Consider the following 16,493-nt stretch of genomic DNA (forward strand, 5'->3'; position numbering starts at 1 on the left):
AGCGGCGCATGAAGAAAATCGGCTTTTCGGGCACCCTGGACCCCATCACCAACGGCCATATGTGGGTGATAGGCGAGGCGCGTTCCATTGCGGACGAGGTGGTGGTGTTCCTGTCCGAGAACTCCACCAAGCAGCCCAAGTTCTCGGCCGAGCAGCGCAAGGCCATCATCGCCGAGAGCTGCGCCGAGCGCGGCTGGGACAATGTGCAGGTGCAGATCGTCAAGAGCGACTACACGGCGCGCGTGGCCAAGAAGCACGGCATCGACTACCTGGTGCGCGGCATCCGCACCACCGCCGACTTCGACTATGAAAACCTGATCCAGCAAACCAATGTGGACGTGATCGGCGGCGCCAAGACGCTGTTCGTGATGCCGCCGCGCGACCTCGGCTCGGTCAGCTCCAGCTTCGTCAAGGCGCTGGAAGGGCCGGTGGGCTGGAACTGGACCATGAAGAATTTCGTGCCGGCGCCGGCCTACAAGGCCTGGATCATCGGCTGGCTGCGCAAGGAATGGGACGCGCTGTGGCAGGGCGCGGCGGCCGACCCGGCGGCGGCGGCCAACGCCGACGCCTGGTTCGAGCGCCTGACCGGCCCCGGCGCCTACGGCGGCCCCGGGCGCCACTACCACAACCTGGACCACCTGGTGCACGGCCTGGCCGAGATCCGCACCTGGAGCGCCAACGTCGGCCCGGCGCGGCGCGACGCCGACATCGTGCGGGCCGCGTTCTGGTTCCACGACGCGGTGTACGACCATGGCGCAGGCAGCGGTCTGTCGAACGAGGAAGCCAGCGCGCGGCAATGGCTGGCCAGCGGCCTGGGGCCGGACATCGCGGACGACGTGGCCGCGCTGATACGGGCCACCGACCACTTCCAGAGCGCCGGCGTGGCGCACCCGCTGAAGGAAACCATGCTCAGCGTGGACCTGGCCATCCTGGGGCAGGCGGAGGATGTGTACCGCCACTACACGCAAGGCATCCGCGCCGAATACCGCCACATCTCCGACGACCGCTACGCCCTGCAGCGCGGCCAGGTGCTGACCTATCTGCGCCACAAGGCCGAAGCCGGCACCCTGTTCGGCGACCCCTTCTTCGCCGAACAATACAACGCCCAGGCCATCCTCAACATGAGCGACGAGATTTCAGCGCTGTAAGTGCATGAGAGAGGGCGCCAAGGAGATGAATTAGCGCGCTGCCTGTCGCCGGCTGCGGATTGCGCTGACGAACACGGTGTCTTTTGGTTGATCGTATTGATACTCTACAGCGTAGATATTGCGGCGCTTGCCGATCAATAGTTCGCGCCGGTTTTTTGCCAGTGGCTTGCCGAGCAAAGGCGCTTGTGCAAGTATGCGCAGATGGGCAGTAATTTCTGCAATTCTGCCTGCGGAATTTATGACGGAAGAGTGAGCGAAGTATTCAAATATCTGGTCAAGATCAGCTTTTGCCTGCGGCATAAGCACAATTCTGGTCATTGCAAAACGACACTGGTCAGCCTGCCTGTTTTTCTTGGGCACAAAGCCCGGCTATCCGCTTTTCGAATTCTTCTTTGACCTCTTCCAACGAGTAGGCAAGGCCAGTGCGAACATACTCCGCGTAACGGTGTTCGGCTTCCTGCCGGTTTTTCTCGCGGTCGATTTCCTCGCCTATCGCGGTCAGCAGGAAGTCGCGCAGCGGAATATCGCGTTCCCGCGCTGCGTCGAGCAGTTCTGCGTGCATATCGTCTGGAATCTCGAAGGTAAGGGTAGCCATAGAGCCTCCTGCGTGAGCTTTGATTTTAGCACTGGGGCAGGGGGCGATGCTGCGCTGGATCAAAGCGCGGCGGCTTGAAAAAACGCCCGGCGCATGGCTGCGGCGGGCGTTTCGGGCTAGGCGGGGAGGCTTAGAACTTGACCCACAGGCGGCCGAAGTAGGAGGTGCCGTTCAGGCCGAACTGCACGCTTTCGTACTTGAAGCCGTTGTCGGTTTCGTTCGGGTCCTGCACGCTAGGATGGACGTTGAAGATGTTGCTCGCGCCGAAGGTCAGCTTGGTGTTCTTGCTGAAGCTGTAGGTGAAGCCCAGGTCGGCCGAGGTCTTGGGCGCGTAATGCTGGTTGGCCACGCCGGACGCGGTGCCGCTCCAGGTGCCCAAGGTCTGCGGGCCGAAGTGGATGATCTTGAAGTCGGTCTCCAGCGCGCCGGTGGTCAGGTCGAAGCCCAGCGTGGCCTTGCGGCGCGGGCCGCCTTGCTCCAGGAACAGGCGCTCGCGCTCGGACAGCAGCACGTCCTCGTAGCCTTTCAGCGCGGCCGGGGCGTGGATGGCGTCCACTTCGGTCTTGCCGAAGTTCATCGCCAGGAAGGTGGTCAGCTTGTTGCCGGCGATGGCGCCGCGGTGCGAGGCGGTCAGGTCCAGGCCGCGCGTCTTGGTGTCGACCGAGTTGACGAAGAACTGCGCGCCGCCCACGCCCAGCGTGGCCAGCTTGGCCGCCAGGGTAGGGTAGTTGCTGTCGTCAAACAGGCCGGACAGCACGATGCGGTCCTTGATCTTGATCTGGTACAGGTCGGCCGTGACCGACAGCGCGCCGCTCGGGGTCCAGGTTGCGCCCAAGGTGAAGCTGCGCGACTTTTCTTCCTTCAGCGGCGGCAGGCCGGCCAGCTGGCCCACCGCGCCCACGGCCGGGGTGATCGAGATGTCGGTCGGCTTGCCGCCCACGAAGTCGGTGTAGGTCGACGAGAAGTGCGCCTGCTGCAGCGACGGCGCGCGGAAGCCGGTGCTGGCCGAGCCGCGCAGCAGCACGGCGTCGTTCACGCTGTAGGAGCCGGCCAGCTTGCCGGTCACGGTGGAGCCGAAGTCGCTGAATTTCTCGTAGCGCAGCGCGCCCTGCAGCTTGGTTTTCTTGTTCAGGTCCGCTTCCAGGTCCAGGTACAGCGCGGTGCTGTGGCGGCTGGCATTGGTCACGTCGCCCGGCTGGAAGCCGGGGAAGCCCTGGCTGCCGGCATTGCCGCCGCCGGGGCCGTCCGCGTCGATATAGGAGCCCGGCTCGCCGGCGAAAATCTTGTAGGTCTCGCGGCGGTACTCGGCGCCGAAGGCCACGTTCATGCCGTCGCCCACCAGGCCCTCGAAGTAGCGGCTGGCGTCGGCGTTGGTGGTGGTCTGCTGGAAGGAGAAGCCGCCCGCGTTGAAGCTGCTCGGGCTGATGCCCTTGTTGGCCGGCAGGTGGGCGATGGAGGCGTTCAGCGTGTTGCTGATGTTGTACTTCAGGCGGTTGTAGCCGTAGGTCTGCGAGAGGTCGGTGTTCCACTCGCCGAGCTTGCTGCGGTAGCCGATGATGCCGTAGCGGTCGTCCAGCTCGCCGTTGATGAAGGGCACGAAGCCGTTCGGGTACATGGCGGCGGAATTGCGGGTCGGCACGTCGTCGACGCCGTCGCGCGCCCAGGCGCCGCTGGAGGCGTCGCGCTGCTGCAGGCCGGCCGTGAAGTAGAACTTGCCGCCCGCGCCGGCCGGGATTTCGCCGTTCACGTAGACGGTCTGGTTCTCGGACTTGGAGTCGCCTATGGTGCGCGGGTTGCCCGGCTCGGCGCGGTTGGAGCGGCCGCGGTCCAGGTATTCGCCGGTCACGCCCACCGTGCCGCCGGCCATGGCGAAGCCGCAGTAGGCCGAGGCCATGTAGTTCTTGCCGTCGCCGGCCGAGTACTGGCTGTAGCCCACCGACGACTCGCAGCCGATGTTTTTCTTCAGGCCGATGTCCATCACGCCGGCGATGGCGTCCGAACCGTACTGGGCGGCGGCGCCGTCGCGCAGGATCTGCACGTCCTTGATGGCCATGGTCGGAATGGTGTTCATGTCGGTGCCGGTGCTGCCGCGGTTGCGCGCGCCGAAGATGTTCACCAGCGCGGCGGTGTGGCGGCGCTTGCCGTTGATCAGCACCAGGGTCTGGTCCGAGCTCAGGCCGCGCAGCGCGGCCGAGTCCACCAGGTCGGCGCCGTCGGCGCCGGTCTGGCGGGTGGAGTTAAAGGACGGCGAAATATAGGTCAGCGTCTGCGACAGGTCGAACTGGGCGCCTTGCTCGGCCGCCTTGTTCATCGGAATCACGTCGACCGGCACCACGGTGTCGGTGGCGGAGCTGGTGGCGCGGCGCGAGCCCACCACGTTGACGGACTGCATGGGGCTGGCGCTGGCGTCGGCGCTCTGGGCCTGGGCGGACGGGGCCATGGTCGCCAGGGCGGCGCTGCCGTATAAACTGAGCAGAACGGCGCGGCGAAGGGCGGAAATTGTAGGCACGTGTTTCTCCAGATGAAAGATTTCGCTGATTTTATAGCCCAGCGGACTCAACTGAAAGTTACGCACCGTATCTTGCTGCATCTTTGTTTCAATTTCAGCACACATACACTATTTTCATTGTGCTTCAGAAAAAATGGTGTATGCGGCGGGCTTGCCGCTCACAAGGCCGGCAGGAATGCGGCCGCGCCGCCGATTAATATGTGTTCCCCGTCCGCGTGGCTCCTGTCCAATTCGGTGCGCAGCACGCAGGGCTGGCCCAGGTTCGCGCCCTGGTGCAGGGTGATGGCGCGGCCCAGGTGCACGGTCAGCGCGCCGGCCGCCACGCCGGTGGCGCTGTCCTCCAGCGCCGGGTCCAGATGGTTGAAGTTGCGTCCTTCAAAGCTGCCGTCGCCGCGCCGCGCGTAGGCGTAGCAACCACTCACTCCGTGCTCCTTGCCCCAGGCGGTGATGCGCGCCAGATCCGGTTGCAAGGCCAGCAAGGCCGCCACGCTGTCCAGTTCCAGCAGCAGCTTGGGGCTGCCGACCGAAGCGATGGCCGGCGCGGACGCCAGCTTCAGCGCTCCCGCCCCAGCTTCCGCAGCGGGCTGGCCGAGCAGGGCGCCCGGCAAGCCGGGCGGGATGGCCATGTCCGGCGCAGGCTGGCGCTGCAGGCGCACAAACACGTCCGTGCCGCGCTCGGACAGCTGCAGCAGCTGGCCGCGCAGGGCGGTGCGCACCGCCAGCGGCGCGCCAAGCTGGCGCAGCAGCACGCGCGCCGCCGCCAGCGTGGCGTGCAGGCATAGCGGGCTGCGCATGTGCGGATAGTAGTAGTCCAGCACAAACAGCGCCTCCTGGGCAGCATTGTCCCCGTCCGCAGGGGCTACTGCATCCACAAACACGCAGGCGCTGCGGTTCTGCTCGCGCGCGAACGCCTGCCGCTGGGCCTCGCTGGATGCGTCCCCCAGCACCACCAGCGCTGCATTGCCCTCGCCGGGGCGGCTGCCGAAGCATTTCAGTTCATGGACGGTGCGTTGCATGGTTGTACCTTAAATTGCCGGGCCGAATAGCATAGCGCAGACTGTCCAGGGCCGCACGATGCGCGTACAATGCTGTATCTATATACAGTATTTTTGAGCCATGCCGTCCCCCTCGCCGTCGCCAGCCAGCAGCCTGCCAGCCTATGCGGAACTGTTTTGCCTGACGAACTTTTCATTTTTGCAAGGCGCTTCCCATGCCGAGGAGTTGGCTGAGCGCGCCGTGCAGCTGGACTACGCGGCGCTGGCCATCACCGACGAGTGCTCGCTGGCGGGCGTGGTGCGGGCGCATGGGGCGGCCAAGCGTGCCACGCCGGAGGGGGCGCCGCCATTTCCGCTGCTGATAGGCTGCCATTTTCATTTGAGCAAGCCGGATGGCTCGCCGGGGCTGTCGCTGCTGGCCCTGGCGGAAAACCGCGAAGGCTATGGCAACCTGTCCGAGCTCATCACGCTGGCGCGCATGCGCGAAGGCGTGGTCAAGGGCAGTTACAAGCTTTATCTCGACGACATCGCCGCGCCGCAGCCGGCCCAGGCCCACCTGAAGGGCTTGCCGGACTGCCTGCTGATACTGCTGCCGCGCTACCCGTCCGACCAGCCGGAACACGTGGACACGCTGCACCTGCAGGCGGCCTGGATGGCGGCGCACTTCCCCGGCCGCGCCTGGATAGGCCTGAACCTGCTGCAGCACGCCTTCGACGAGGCGCACCGCATGAGTGTGGACGAGGTGGCGTGGCAGCACGGCTTGCCGGTGACGGCGGTGGGCAATGTGCGCATGCATGTGCGCTCGCGCAAGCCGCTGCTGGACACCTTGACGGCCGTGCGCGTGGGCCGCCCGGTGTCCGAGTGCGGCTACGAACTGGCGCAGAACGCCGAGCAGCACCTGCGTTCGCGGCTGCGGCTGGCCAATCTCTATCCGCGCGCCGCGCTGGACGAAACCGTGCGCATCGCCGCGCTGTGCAAGTTCTCGCTGGACGAACTGAAGTACGAATACCCGCACGAGCTGGTGCCGCAGGGCCACACGCCGGCCAGCTATCTGCGCCAGGAGACGTACCGCTGCGCCGAGCAGCGGCGCTATCCGCAAGGCATTCCGGACAAGGTGCGCGCCCAGGTGGAGCAGGAGCTGGCCTTGATCGCGGAGCTGAAATACGAGTTTTATTTCCTGACGGTGTACGACATCGTGCGCTACGCCCGCTCGCAGAATATCCTGTGCCAGGGACGCGGCTCGGCGGCCAATTCGGCGGTGTGCTACTGCCTGGGTGTGACGGAGGTGGATCCCGCGCGCAGCAATTTGCTGGTAGGGCGCTTTATTTCGCGCGAGCGCGCCGAGCCGCCGGACATCGACGTGGACTTCGAGCACCAGCGGCGGGAGGAGGTGATTCAGTACATCTACGGGAAGTACGGCCGCCACCGCGCCGCGCTGGCCGCCACGGTCATCTGCTACCGGCCCAAAAGCGCGCTGCGCGATGCCGGCAAGGCGCTGGGCGTGGACCTGGCCATCGTGGAAAAGGTGGCCAAGTCGCACCGCTGGTTCGACAGCAAGCAGGACTTGCTGGGGCGCTTGGGTGAAAGCGGGCTCGATCCGGAATCCAGGCTGGCGCACCAGTGGGCCACGCTGGCCTTCCAGTTCCTCGGCATGCCGCGCCACCTGTCACAGCACGTGGGTGGCTTCGTCATCGCGCAGGACAAGCTGTCGCGCCTGGTGCCCATCGAGAACGCCAGCATGGAGGACCGCAGCGTGATCCAGTGGGACAAGGACGATCTGGAGGAGCTGGGCCTGCTGAAGGTGGACGTGCTGGCGCTGGGCATGCTGTCGGCCTTGCGCCGCGCGCTGGAACTGATAGGCCAGCGGCGCGGCCGACCGTTCGACTTGCAGGATATCCCGCCCAAAGATGAGCAGACCTACGACATGATGTGCGAGGCCGACACCATAGGCGTATTCCAGATCGAGTCGCGCGCGCAGATGAGCATGCTGCCGCGCCTGCGGCCGAGGGAATTCTACGATCTGGTGGTCGAGGTGGCGTTGGTGCGGCCCGGCCCTATCCAGGGCGGCATGGTCCATCCTTACCTGCAGCGCCGCATGAATCCCAAACTGATCGATTCCCCGCCGGGCTTGGACGAAGCGCTCAAGCGGACATTGGGCGTGCCCATTTTCCAGGAGCAGGTGATGCAAGTGGCCATGATTGCAGCAGGTTTTTCGGAAGGAAAGGCGGACCAGCTGCGGCGCGACATGGCGGCGTGGAAGCGCAAGGGCGGTGTGGACAAATACCGGGATGACATTATCAGTGGTATGACCGAGCGCGGCTATGAGCTTGAATTCGCGGAGGCCATTTGCAAGCAAATCCAGGGCTTCGGCGAATACGGCTTCCCGGAATCGCACGCGGCCAGCTTCGCGCTGCTGACCTACGCCAGCTCCTGGGTCAAATGCCACGAGCCGGCCGCCTTCCTGTGCGCCTTGCTCAACAGCCAGCCGCTGGGCTTCTACGGCCCCTCGCAGCTGGTGCAGGACGCCAGGCGCCACGGCGTGATCGTGCGGCCGGTGGACGTGGCCATCAGCGGCTGGGACTCGGCGCTGGAGGAAGAGGCCGGCGCGCGCCGCCAGCCCGCGGTGCGGCTGGGCTTTTCCGTGCTGCGCGGCATGCGTGCGGACAGCGCCGGGCGCATCGAACAGGCGCGCGCCGTGCGCGCCTACGCCAGCGTGGCCGACCTGGCCCGGCGCGCCGACCTGGACCGGCATGACCTGCAAGTGCTGGCCGCCGCCAACGCGCTGGAAGGCCTGTCCGGCAACCGCCGCCAGGCCTTGTGGGAAGCGGCCGGCGCCGTGCCGGACAAGGACTTGCTGCGGCCCACCGAGCCGGACGAGGAAACGCCGCAACTGCGCCCGCCCGGCGAGGGCGACGACATCGTCAGCGACTACCGCGCGCAGGGGCTGACCTTGCGCCGCCACCCGCTGGCGCTGCTGCGCGCCACGCTGCTGGACCACCGCTTCATGCCCGCGTCCACGCTGAACAGCTACCGCAACGGCCAGCTCGCGCGCGGCTGCGGCATCGTCACCGTGCGGCAGCGGCCGGGCACGGCCAAGGGCGTACTGTTCATCACGATAGAGGACGAGACCGGGAACGTGAACGTGATCATCTGGCCGGCGCTGGTGGAGCAGCAGCGCAAGGAAGTGCTGGGCGCCCAGTTGTTGGGCGTGTACGGCGTGTGGCAGCAGGAAGGCATCGTGCGCCACCTGGTGGCCAAGCGGCTGGTGGACATGAGCCACCTGCTCGGCAGCCTGCCCACCGCCAGCCGCGATTTTTGCTAGCCGCGAACGGTTAGCGCGAAGGCTGATATCAAATAGAATGGCGGCATGGAAAAAATGTTAATGCGGAAGGCGGAGCGTGGGGATGCGGGGGCGATCAGCGCGCTGATCCATGACTTGATGCCGTTTATGACGCTGGCGCCGGACGGCGCCGGTGCGGAGCAATTCATGCTGAGCATGGCGGCCGGGGCGATTGAACGCTATGTGACGGGCGAAGAGTATCAATACTGGACCGGCTGGCTCGATGGCGGCCTGGCCGGCGTCGTCGCGCTGCGCCACGGCACGCATCTGTTCCACCTGTACGTGGCGCGCCGCCATCATGGCCAGGGCCATGCGCGCCAGCTGTGGGACACCGCGCGCGCGGCGGTGCCGGCGGGGCAGGCGATCACGGTCAATGCTTCCGTCTACGCGGTGCCGATGTACCGGCACTTCGGCTTTGCCGCCACCGGCCCGCGCGTTGAACAGCACGGCATTGCCTACGTGCCGATGCGGCTGGAACAATAGAAAACGCGCCCGGAGAGGGCGCGTACAGGCAGGCTTACTTGATGCAGCGGCCAGGAGCTAGCGCGCGCTGGTGCCGTAGTAGTTGTGGATCTCGGCAGCCCAGGCCTGGTTGGCCATATTAGGCCAGTGCTCGGTGTCGAAGCCGGGCGCGTTGTCGATGCGGTCCTTGTCGATGTTCAGCGTGAAGCGTTTGTTCACCGTGTCCAGCGTCAGCGCCTCCCAAGGCACCGCGAACAGCCGCTCGCCCAGCGTGAACACGCCGCCGCTGGCCATGACCGCGTAGGCGATTTTGCCCGAGCGCATGTCCAGCATGATCTCCTTGATCTCGCCCAGGTGCTCGTTTTGCAGATTGTGCACGTGGTCGCCGATCAGCGTGTCGGCGCCCATCAGTTCAGGACCTGGGCCCTTGTGGCCCCGGTCTACATACATGCCGTAGGCATCGCGTTCTTCGTAGCTCATGTCGTCCTCCGTTGTGGAAATGTCATTGAAAACCCATTCTGCGGCAAGCGCGCAGGCGGCTCTGTACGCTGTCCAACACAGCATGCAATCTTGCCGTTTTTATCAGCCGAGCCGGGGGAATAGCGCTGGCGTTCGGGCTATTTGCAGCCGTACTGATGAAGAATCGCGCAATTTGCGCTATAATTTCAATTTCCCGCACGTGCCGTTCGGCACCGACCCGCAATGACCAAATATGTCTTCGTCACCGGTGGCGTTGTGTCTTCCCTTGGTAAAGGGATAGCCGCCGCCTCCCTCGCCGCGATCCTCGAATCGCGCGGCCTCAAAGTCACCATGCTCAAGCTCGATCCGTACATCAACGTCGATCCAGGCACCATGAGCCCCATGCAGCACGGTGAAGTCTTCGTTACCGACGACGGGGCGGAAACCGACCTCGACCTCGGCCACTACGAGCGTTTCATCTCCACCCGCATGAAAAAGGTGAACAACTTCACCACCGGCCAGATCTACGAATCCGTGATCCGCAAGGAACGCCGCGGCGAGTACCTGGGCAAGACCGTGCAGGTGATTCCGCACATCACCAATGAAATCCAGGACTACATCCGCCGCGGCGCGGAAGGCTACGACGTGGCCCTGTGCGAAATCGGCGGCACCGTGGGCGACATCGAGTCGCTGCCCTTCCTGGAAGCGGCGCGCCAGCTGAGCCTGCGCGCAGGCCGCAAGAACACCGCCTTCGTCCACCTGACCCTGGTGCCGTTCATCGCCTCGGCCGGCGAACTGAAGACCAAGCCGACCCAGCACTCGGTGCAGAAGCTGCGCGAAATCGGCATTTCGCCGAACGCGCTGCTGTGCCGCGCCGACCGCGCCATTCCGGAAGACGAACGCGCCAAGATCTCGCTGTTCTCCAACATCGAAGAGCAGGCCGTGATCTCGGTGTGGGACGTGGACACCATCTACAAAGTGCCGCAGATGCTGCACGACCAGGGCCTGGACGCCATCATCTGCGAAGCGCTGGACCTGAACCCGGCCCCGGCCGACCTGTCCGTGTGGAGCAAGCTGATCTACACGCTGGAGCACCCGAAAGCGGAAGTGTCGATCGGCATGGTCGGCAAATACGTGGAGCTGACCGAGTCGTACAAGTCGCTGACCGAAGCGCTGCGTCACGCCGGCATCCACAACGAGTCCAAGGTCAACATCGAGTACATCGACTCGGAAGAGATCGAGACCACCGGCTGCGCCGAGCTGGCCAAGTACGACGCCATCCTGGTGCCGGGCGGCTTCGGCAAGCGCGGCGTGGAAGGCAAGATCATGGCGGCCCAGTTCGCCCGTGAAAACAAGATCCCTTACCTGGGCATCTGCCTGGGCATGCAGGTAGCACTGATTGAATACGCGCGCCACAAGGCCGGCCTGACGAACGCCAATTCCACCGAGTTCGAGCCGCAGACCGACCAGCCTGTGGTGGCCCTGATCGACGAATGGCAAGGCCTGGACGGCAAGGTTGAAAAGCGCGACGAGAAGTCGGACCTGGGCGGCACCATGCGCCTGGGCGCGCAAGCCTGCGCCGTCAAGCCGGGCACGCTGGCATCGGAAATCTACGGCAGCGTGGTGACCGAGCGCCACCGCCACCGCTACGAGGCCAACAACCACTACCTGGGCCGCGTGGAAGCCGCCGGCCTGGTGGTTGCCGCGCGCACCCCGACCGAAGACCTGTGCGAAATCATGGAACTGCCGCGCACCGGCGAGAACGCGCACCCATGGTATATGGGCGTGCAGTACCACCCTGAATTCAAATCGACCCCGCGCGACGGCCACCCGCTGTTCACGTCCTACATCAAGGCAGCGCTGGCGCAAAAAGCGTCCAAGGGTCTGCATGCGGTTGAAAACCAGCTCCAAGGAGATGCAGCATGAAACTGTGCGGATTTGACGTAGGCCTCGACCAGCCCTTCTTCCTGATCGCCGGCACTTGCGTGATCGAGTCGCGCCAGATGGCGTTCGACGTGGCCGGCGCGCTGAAGGAAATGACCACCGAGCTGGGCATTCCCTTCATCTACAAGTCGTCCTTCGACAAGGCGAACCGTTCGTCGGGCACGTCCTACCGTGGTCCGGGCATGGAAAAAGGCCTGGAGATCCTGGGCGACGTCAAGCGCGAACTGGGCGTGCCGGTGCTGACCGACGTGCACACCATCGAGGAAATCGAAGTGGTGTCGTCCGTGGTGGACGTGCTGCAAACCCCGGCCTTCCTGTGCCGCCAGACCGACTTCATCAACGCGTGCGCCGAGTCGGGCAAGCCGGTGAACATCAAGAAGGGCCAGTTCCTGGCCCCGGGCGACATGAAGCACGTGATCGCCAAGGCGCGCGCCGCGGCGGCCGCCAAGAACCTGCCTGAAGACAACTTCATGGCCTGCGAACGCGGCGCCTCCTTCGGCTACAACAACCTGGTGTCCGATATGCGCTCGCTGTCCATCATGCGCGAAACCGGCGCCCCGGTGGTGTTCGATGCCACCCACTCGGTGCAGCTGCCGGGCGGCAATGGTTCCTCCTCGGGCGGCATGCGCGAGATGGTGCCGGTGCTGTCGCGCGCGGCCGTGGCCGTGGGCGTGGCCGGCCTGTTCATGGAAACCCACCCGACCCCGGCCACCGCGCTGTCGGACGGCCCGAACGCGGTGCCGCTGGGCCGCATGAAGGAGCTGCTGTCGGTGCTGATCGAGCTGGACCGTGTGACCAAGAAGGCGGGCTTCCTGGAAACCAGTTTTAACTAAGTTACCACTGCGCAGACAGAATCATGAGTTACCGGGCGGGTCCGGCGTATAGAACACATACGCCGGACCCGCTTCCACATCCGGCTGCCGTCTGTTACCCTTGCTGCACCTTGCGCGGGGTCAAGCCAGACTGGCCCCGCGAGCAACAGTTTTGCTTAAACTTTTGGAGTATGACATGAGTGCTATCGTAGACATTATCGGCCGTGAAGTAATCGATTCGCGCGGCAATCCTACCGTCGAATGCGACGTGCTGCTGGAGTCGGGCGTGATGGGCCGCGCGGCTGTGCCGTCAGGCGCATCGACCGGTTCGCGCGAAGCCATCGAGCTGCGCGACGGCGATCCGAAGCGCTACTTCGGCAAGGGCGTGCTGCAAGCCTGCGAAAACATCAACACCGAAATCTCGGAAGCCATCATGGGCCTGGACGCCAATGAACAGGCCTTCCTGGACCGCACCCTGATCGACCTGGACGGCACCGAGAACAAGTCGCGCCTGGGCGCCAACGCCATGCTGGCCGTGTCGATGGCCGTGGCCAAGGCCGCCGCCGAAGAAGCCGGCCTGCCGCTGTACCGCTACTTCGGCGGTTCGGGCGCCATGCAGATGCCGGTGCCGATGATGAACGTCATCAACGGCGGCGCGCACGCCGACAACAACCTGGACATCCAGGAATTCATGATCATCCCGGTGGGCGCGCCTTCCTTCAAGGAAGCCATCCGCTACGGCGCGGAAGTGTTCCACACGCTGAAAAAGATCCTGCACAAGAAGGGCCTGAGCACCGCCGTGGGCGACGAAGGCGGCTTCGCCCCATCGCTGGCCAACCATGAAGAAGCGATCAAGCTCATCATCCAGGCCATCGAGGAAGCCGGCTACGAGCCGGGCACCCAGATCGCGCTGGGCCTGGACTGCGCCGCCTCCGAGTTCTACAAGGACGGCAAATACCAGCTGGACGGCGAAGGCATGAGCCTGACCGCCGTCGAGTTCACCAACCTGCTGGCCACCTGGTGCGACAAGTACCCGATCATCTCGATCGAGGACGCCATGCACGAAGGCGACTGGGAAGGCTGGGCGACGCTGACCGCCGCGCTGGGCAAGCGCGTGCAGCTGGTGGGCGACGACCTGTTCGTCACCAACACCAAGATCCTGAAAGAAGGCATCCAGAAGGGCATCGCCAACTCCATCCTGATCAAGATCAACCAGATCGGCACCCTGACCGAGACCTTCGCCGCCATCGAAATGGCCAAGCGCGCCGGCTACACCGCCGTGATCTCGCACCGCTCGGGCGAAACCGAAGACTCGACCATCGCCGACATCGCCGTGGGCACCAACGCGCTGCAGATCAAGACCGGTTCCATGTCCCGTTCGGACCGCATGGCCAAGTACAACCAGCTGCTGCGCATTGAAGAAGACCTGGGCGACATCGCTTCCTACCCTGGCCGCGACGCGTTCTACAACCTGAAGTAAGCACCACGCCGGCCGGGCGCTTGCCTGGCCGGCTTTTCCCTATGCGTTTGATTACCCTCGCACTGGCAGCGCTGCTGCTGCTGATACAGTACCCGCTCTGGCTGGGGAAAGGCGGCTGGCTGCGCGTCGCCGACCTGGAAAGCCAGGTGGCGGTGGCCCAGAAGAAGAACGACGAGCTAAAAAGCCGCAACGCCAAGCTCGATTCCGAAGTGCGCGACCTCAAGGACGGCACCGGCGCCGTCGAAGAACGGGCCCGCTTCGAGCTGAGCATGATCAAGCAGAACGAAATCTACATCCAGATCGTCGGCAAGGGCCAGGACCAGCCGCAACCGCAAGCCGCCGCAGCCGCTGCGCCCCACCCCTGAACACCATGCGCACTTGTAAATAAGAATCATTCTTGTTAATATGCGCCGTTGCCAGCGATATCCACAAGGAGAGCCAGCCTTAAACCTCTCCCCATCTGGAATTCTATGGCTGCCAACCCCCCGCGCCGGCGGCGCCTTGCCGCGCTGCTGCTGACCGCATTCGCCGTGCCCGCCGCACCGGCTATCGCCCAAACCACCCAACTGAACGAAATCCTGGTCACCGCCCAGCGCGAGGACGCGCCCTCCAGGGCCGGCACCACCACCGTCATAGGCAGCGCCGAACTCGCCAGGCGCAACGCCACCGACATGGCCAATATGGCGCGCTACGAGCCGCTCATCAGCGTGCCGGCGGCCGGCATCGGCTCCGGCAATATCTGGGACGGCGCGGGCAACACCGGCTTCAACATCCGTGGCGTGGAAGGCAACCGCGTGAGCCTGGACCTGGACGGCATCTCGCTGCCGGACGCCGCGCCCAAGCCGGACGGCAACACCCTGAACAGCTTCGGCGTGGGCCGCGACTACTTTGACCCGGAAACCTTCCGCGAAGTGCGCATCGGCTCCGGCACCTCGGCGGCGGGGGCGGGCACGCCCGGCCTGGGCGGCAGCGTGTCCTTCGTCACCAAGTCGCCGGAAGACTATCTGGGCGCCACCCGCGACAGCTACGCTGAATACAAATTCGGCTACACCTCGGGCGACAAGGCCAGGATGCACGCGCTGACCGGCGCCGCAGGCCTGGGCGCGCTGAAAGCCCTGGCCGTACTGGTGCACCGCGACGGCCAGCAGTTGGGCAGCAAGGGCAATGCCGTGCTCAATCCGGACGACTGGTCGTCGGACGCCTTGCTGGGCAAATTCAGCTGGGCGCCGCTGGCCGGCCACAAGCTGGGCTTCACCGTGGACGCCTTCAAGTCCGAACACGACCGCGAGATCAAGAACAAGCAGCTCTCGCTCTATCCCGAAGGCTCGCAGCAGGCGTCCGCCACGCGCCGCACGCGCGTCAGCCTGGACCACGGCTACGCCGCCGCCGGCGGCCTGCTGTTCGACAGCATCGACACCCGCCTCTACGTGCAGGACGCGAAAGTGGAAGACAACACCCACGCGCCCTACATCACCGGCGGCCGTCCCTACACGCGCGACATTTCCACCGGCCTGTACAACAAGAGCGTGGGCATCGCCAGCGACGCGGGCAAGCAGCTCAACGCGGCCACGCTGCTGAACTACGGCTTCACCCTGGAAGACCTGGAAACCCGCCGTCCGTGGAAGGAGGACAGGCTGGTGGTGGGCACTACCACTCACCAGCTCACGCAAAAGAACCGCATGGCGGACATGGACACGCTCAAGTTCGCGGCCTATGCGCGCGGCGACGTCGCCTTCGCGCTGGCCGGCCACAGCGCCACGCTGACGCCGGGCCTGCGCTTCGAGCACCGCAAGCTGAGCCCCAAAAACCTGGAGAACTACCTCGTCGCCGTGCCGTCCGCCGCCAAGGAGCTCAAGGACGACAGCGACAGCTACCTGGCGCCCAGCCTGGGCCTGTCGGTCGAACTGGCGCCCAGCTTCAACGCCTACGCCAGCTTCAAGCGCGGTGCGCGCATGCCGAGCGGCGCCGACCGCACCAGCACCTACGACTCCTTCAGCTACACCGGCGCAGGGCAGGGCTATGGCGTGTTGGGCAACGCCAGGCTGGAGAAGGAAACCAGCAACGCGGTCGAACTGGGCGTGAAAGGCGAGCCGCGCAAGGGCGTCCAGTTCAGCGCATCGGCCTTCCACACCGCCTACCGCAACTTTATCGAATACGTGGCCCAGCCGGCCGACCCGGTCAACTACCCGACCCTGAGCCAGGGCCTGTTCCGTCCCGAGAACGTGGCGCGTGCAGGCATCTGGGGCGTGGAAATGAGCAGCCGCATCGACCTGGGACTGTGGTCCGCACCCATGCAAGGCGCCAGCGTGGCATTGGCGGCGGGCGGTTCGCGCGGCACCACCACCAACGACAAGACCGGCAAGAAGGGCGACCTCGCCACCGTGCTGCCCTACAAAGGCAGCGCCACCCTGGCCTGGGACGATCCCGGCCAGCGCGGCGGCGTGTCCCTGACCACCGTGCATGTGCGCGCCAAGCAGGCCAAGCCGGATGTGGTGAGCGGCGCCACCACGGTGCTGTTCGCCGTGCCCGCGTCCACCGTGGTGGACCTGGCCGCCTACTTCAACGTCGGCAAGAACGCCGTGATTACCGCCGGCGCCTACAACCTGGGCGACAAGAAGTATTGGGACTACGCCTCCGCGCGCACGCTGGCGGCGGGCGCCACCGCCACCGCATTGGCCGACATCGAACGCCAGGTGAAAACCGGACGCAATTACGCCGTTACCTTTAAACTGATGTACTGATACTGGAG

At 65.2% G+C, this 16,493-nt stretch carries 13 protein-coding genes; 8 read left to right on the forward strand and 5 right to left on the reverse strand.

What is annotated here, in order from left to right:
* Positions 1 to 8: 8 nt before the first annotated feature.
* Positions 9 to 1,148, forward strand: coding sequence for a pantetheine-phosphate adenylyltransferase (coaD, locus tag AC07S4_RS27470; RefSeq protein ID WP_494989625.1), 1,140 nt, complete (start codon positions 9 to 11; stop codon positions 1,146 to 1,148).
* Positions 1,149 to 1,178: 30 nt separating this feature from the next.
* Here coaD and AC07S4_RS27475 read toward each other — a convergent pair whose 3' ends face one another.
* The 4 genes from AC07S4_RS27475 to AC07S4_RS27490 all read right to left on the reverse strand — a co-directional run bounded on the left by AC07S4_RS27475 (position 1,179) and on the right by AC07S4_RS27490 (position 5,268).
* On the reverse strand, positions 1,179 to 1,508 hold the full coding sequence (locus tag AC07S4_RS27475; protein ID WP_494989626.1) for a type II toxin-antitoxin system RelE/ParE family toxin: 330 nt from the start codon (positions 1,506 to 1,508) through the stop codon (positions 1,179 to 1,181).
* The gene (locus AC07S4_RS27480) at positions 1,483 to 1,743 is read right to left on the reverse strand and encodes a hypothetical protein (protein ID WP_494989627.1); all 261 of its coding nucleotides are present in this window, start codon (positions 1,741 to 1,743) and stop codon (positions 1,483 to 1,485) included. Before AC07S4_RS27480 ends, AC07S4_RS27475 begins: the two co-directional genes overlap by 26 nt.
* A 130-nt stretch (positions 1,744 to 1,873) precedes the next feature.
* Positions 1,874 to 4,252 (reverse strand): TonB-dependent receptor plug domain-containing protein, encoded by a 2,379-nt coding sequence (locus AC07S4_RS27485; RefSeq protein ID WP_494989628.1) that lies wholly within the window; start codon positions 4,250 to 4,252, stop codon positions 1,874 to 1,876.
* A 158-nt stretch (positions 4,253 to 4,410) separates the two neighbouring features.
* Positions 4,411 to 5,268, reverse strand: coding sequence for a PhzF family phenazine biosynthesis protein (locus AC07S4_RS27490; protein WP_494989629.1), 858 nt, complete (start codon positions 5,266 to 5,268; stop codon positions 4,411 to 4,413).
* A 100-nt stretch (positions 5,269 to 5,368) separates the two neighbouring features.
* On the opposite strand from AC07S4_RS27490, the gene AC07S4_RS27495 reads away from it, so the two are divergent.
* The gene (locus tag AC07S4_RS27495) at positions 5,369 to 8,569 is read left to right on the forward strand and encodes an error-prone DNA polymerase (RefSeq protein WP_494989630.1); all 3,201 of its coding nucleotides are present in this window, start codon (positions 5,369 to 5,371) and stop codon (positions 8,567 to 8,569) included.
* Between the two features lie 45 nt (positions 8,570 to 8,614).
* Positions 8,615 to 9,070 (forward strand): GNAT family N-acetyltransferase, encoded by a 456-nt coding sequence (locus AC07S4_RS27500; RefSeq protein WP_494989631.1) that lies wholly within the window; start codon positions 8,615 to 8,617, stop codon positions 9,068 to 9,070.
* Positions 9,071 to 9,127: 57 nt separating this feature from the next.
* Here AC07S4_RS27500 and AC07S4_RS27505 read toward each other — a convergent pair whose 3' ends face one another.
* Positions 9,128 to 9,529, reverse strand: coding sequence for a PRC-barrel domain-containing protein (locus tag AC07S4_RS27505; protein ID WP_161072724.1), 402 nt, complete (start codon positions 9,527 to 9,529; stop codon positions 9,128 to 9,130).
* A 222-nt stretch (positions 9,530 to 9,751) separates the two neighbouring features.
* On the opposite strand from AC07S4_RS27505, the gene pyrG reads away from it, so the two are divergent.
* The 5 genes from pyrG (at position 9,752) to AC07S4_RS27530 (ending at position 16,485) form a co-directional block, all read left to right on the forward strand.
* Entirely contained in the window at positions 9,752 to 11,434 is a 1,683-nt protein-coding gene (gene pyrG / locus AC07S4_RS27510) for a CTP synthase (protein ID WP_494989632.1), read from the forward strand.
* On the forward strand, positions 11,431 to 12,285 hold the full coding sequence (kdsA, locus tag AC07S4_RS27515; RefSeq protein WP_161072722.1) for a 3-deoxy-8-phosphooctulonate synthase: 855 nt from the start codon (positions 11,431 to 11,433) through the stop codon (positions 12,283 to 12,285). Before pyrG ends, kdsA begins: the two co-directional genes overlap by 4 nt.
* A 175-nt stretch (positions 12,286 to 12,460) precedes the next feature.
* Complete coding sequence (eno, locus tag AC07S4_RS27520) at positions 12,461 to 13,744, forward strand: phosphopyruvate hydratase (protein WP_494989633.1); 1,284 nt, start codon at positions 12,461 to 12,463, stop codon at positions 13,742 to 13,744.
* Positions 13,745 to 13,785: 41 nt separating this feature from the next.
* The gene (gene ftsB / locus AC07S4_RS27525) at positions 13,786 to 14,109 is read left to right on the forward strand and encodes a cell division protein FtsB (protein WP_494989634.1); all 324 of its coding nucleotides are present in this window, start codon (positions 13,786 to 13,788) and stop codon (positions 14,107 to 14,109) included.
* 105 nt (positions 14,110 to 14,214) lie between these two features.
* Complete coding sequence (locus tag AC07S4_RS27530; RefSeq protein ID WP_494989635.1) at positions 14,215 to 16,485, forward strand: TonB-dependent receptor domain-containing protein; 2,271 nt, start codon at positions 14,215 to 14,217, stop codon at positions 16,483 to 16,485.
* Positions 16,486 to 16,493: the final 8 nt, after the last annotated feature.

Source organism: Pseudoduganella sp. GW821-FHT05F09 (assembly GCF_059419605.1).

What these genes read in the sequence shown, in the direction of transcription:
- coaD (WP_494989625.1), top strand. Translation starts at nt 9, where the DNA reads ATGAAGAAAATCGGCTTTTCGGGCACCCTGGACCCCATCACCAACGGC.
- AC07S4_RS27530 (WP_494989635.1), top strand. Translation starts at nt 14,215, where the DNA reads ATGGCTGCCAACCCCCCGCGCCGGCGGCGCCTTGCCGCGCTGCTGCTG.
- AC07S4_RS27495 (WP_494989630.1), top strand. Translation starts at nt 5,369, where the DNA reads ATGCCGTCCCCCTCGCCGTCGCCAGCCAGCAGCCTGCCAGCCTATGCG.
- AC07S4_RS27500 (WP_494989631.1), top strand. Translation starts at nt 8,615, where the DNA reads ATGGAAAAAATGTTAATGCGGAAGGCGGAGCGTGGGGATGCGGGGGCG.
- AC07S4_RS27490 (WP_494989629.1), bottom strand. Translation starts at nt 5,268, where the DNA reads ATGCAACGCACCGTCCATGAACTGAAATGCTTCGGCAGCCGCCCCGGC.
- AC07S4_RS27505 (WP_161072724.1), bottom strand. Translation starts at nt 9,529, where the DNA reads ATGAGCTACGAAGAACGCGATGCCTACGGCATGTATGTAGACCGGGGC.
- ftsB (WP_494989634.1), top strand. Translation starts at nt 13,786, where the DNA reads ATGCGTTTGATTACCCTCGCACTGGCAGCGCTGCTGCTGCTGATACAG.
- pyrG (WP_494989632.1), top strand. Translation starts at nt 9,752, where the DNA reads ATGACCAAATATGTCTTCGTCACCGGTGGCGTTGTGTCTTCCCTTGGT.
- AC07S4_RS27480 (WP_494989627.1), bottom strand. Translation starts at nt 1,743, where the DNA reads ATGGCTACCCTTACCTTCGAGATTCCAGACGATATGCACGCAGAACTG.
- eno (WP_494989633.1), top strand. Translation starts at nt 12,461, where the DNA reads ATGAGTGCTATCGTAGACATTATCGGCCGTGAAGTAATCGATTCGCGC.
- kdsA (WP_161072722.1), top strand. Translation starts at nt 11,431, where the DNA reads ATGAAACTGTGCGGATTTGACGTAGGCCTCGACCAGCCCTTCTTCCTG.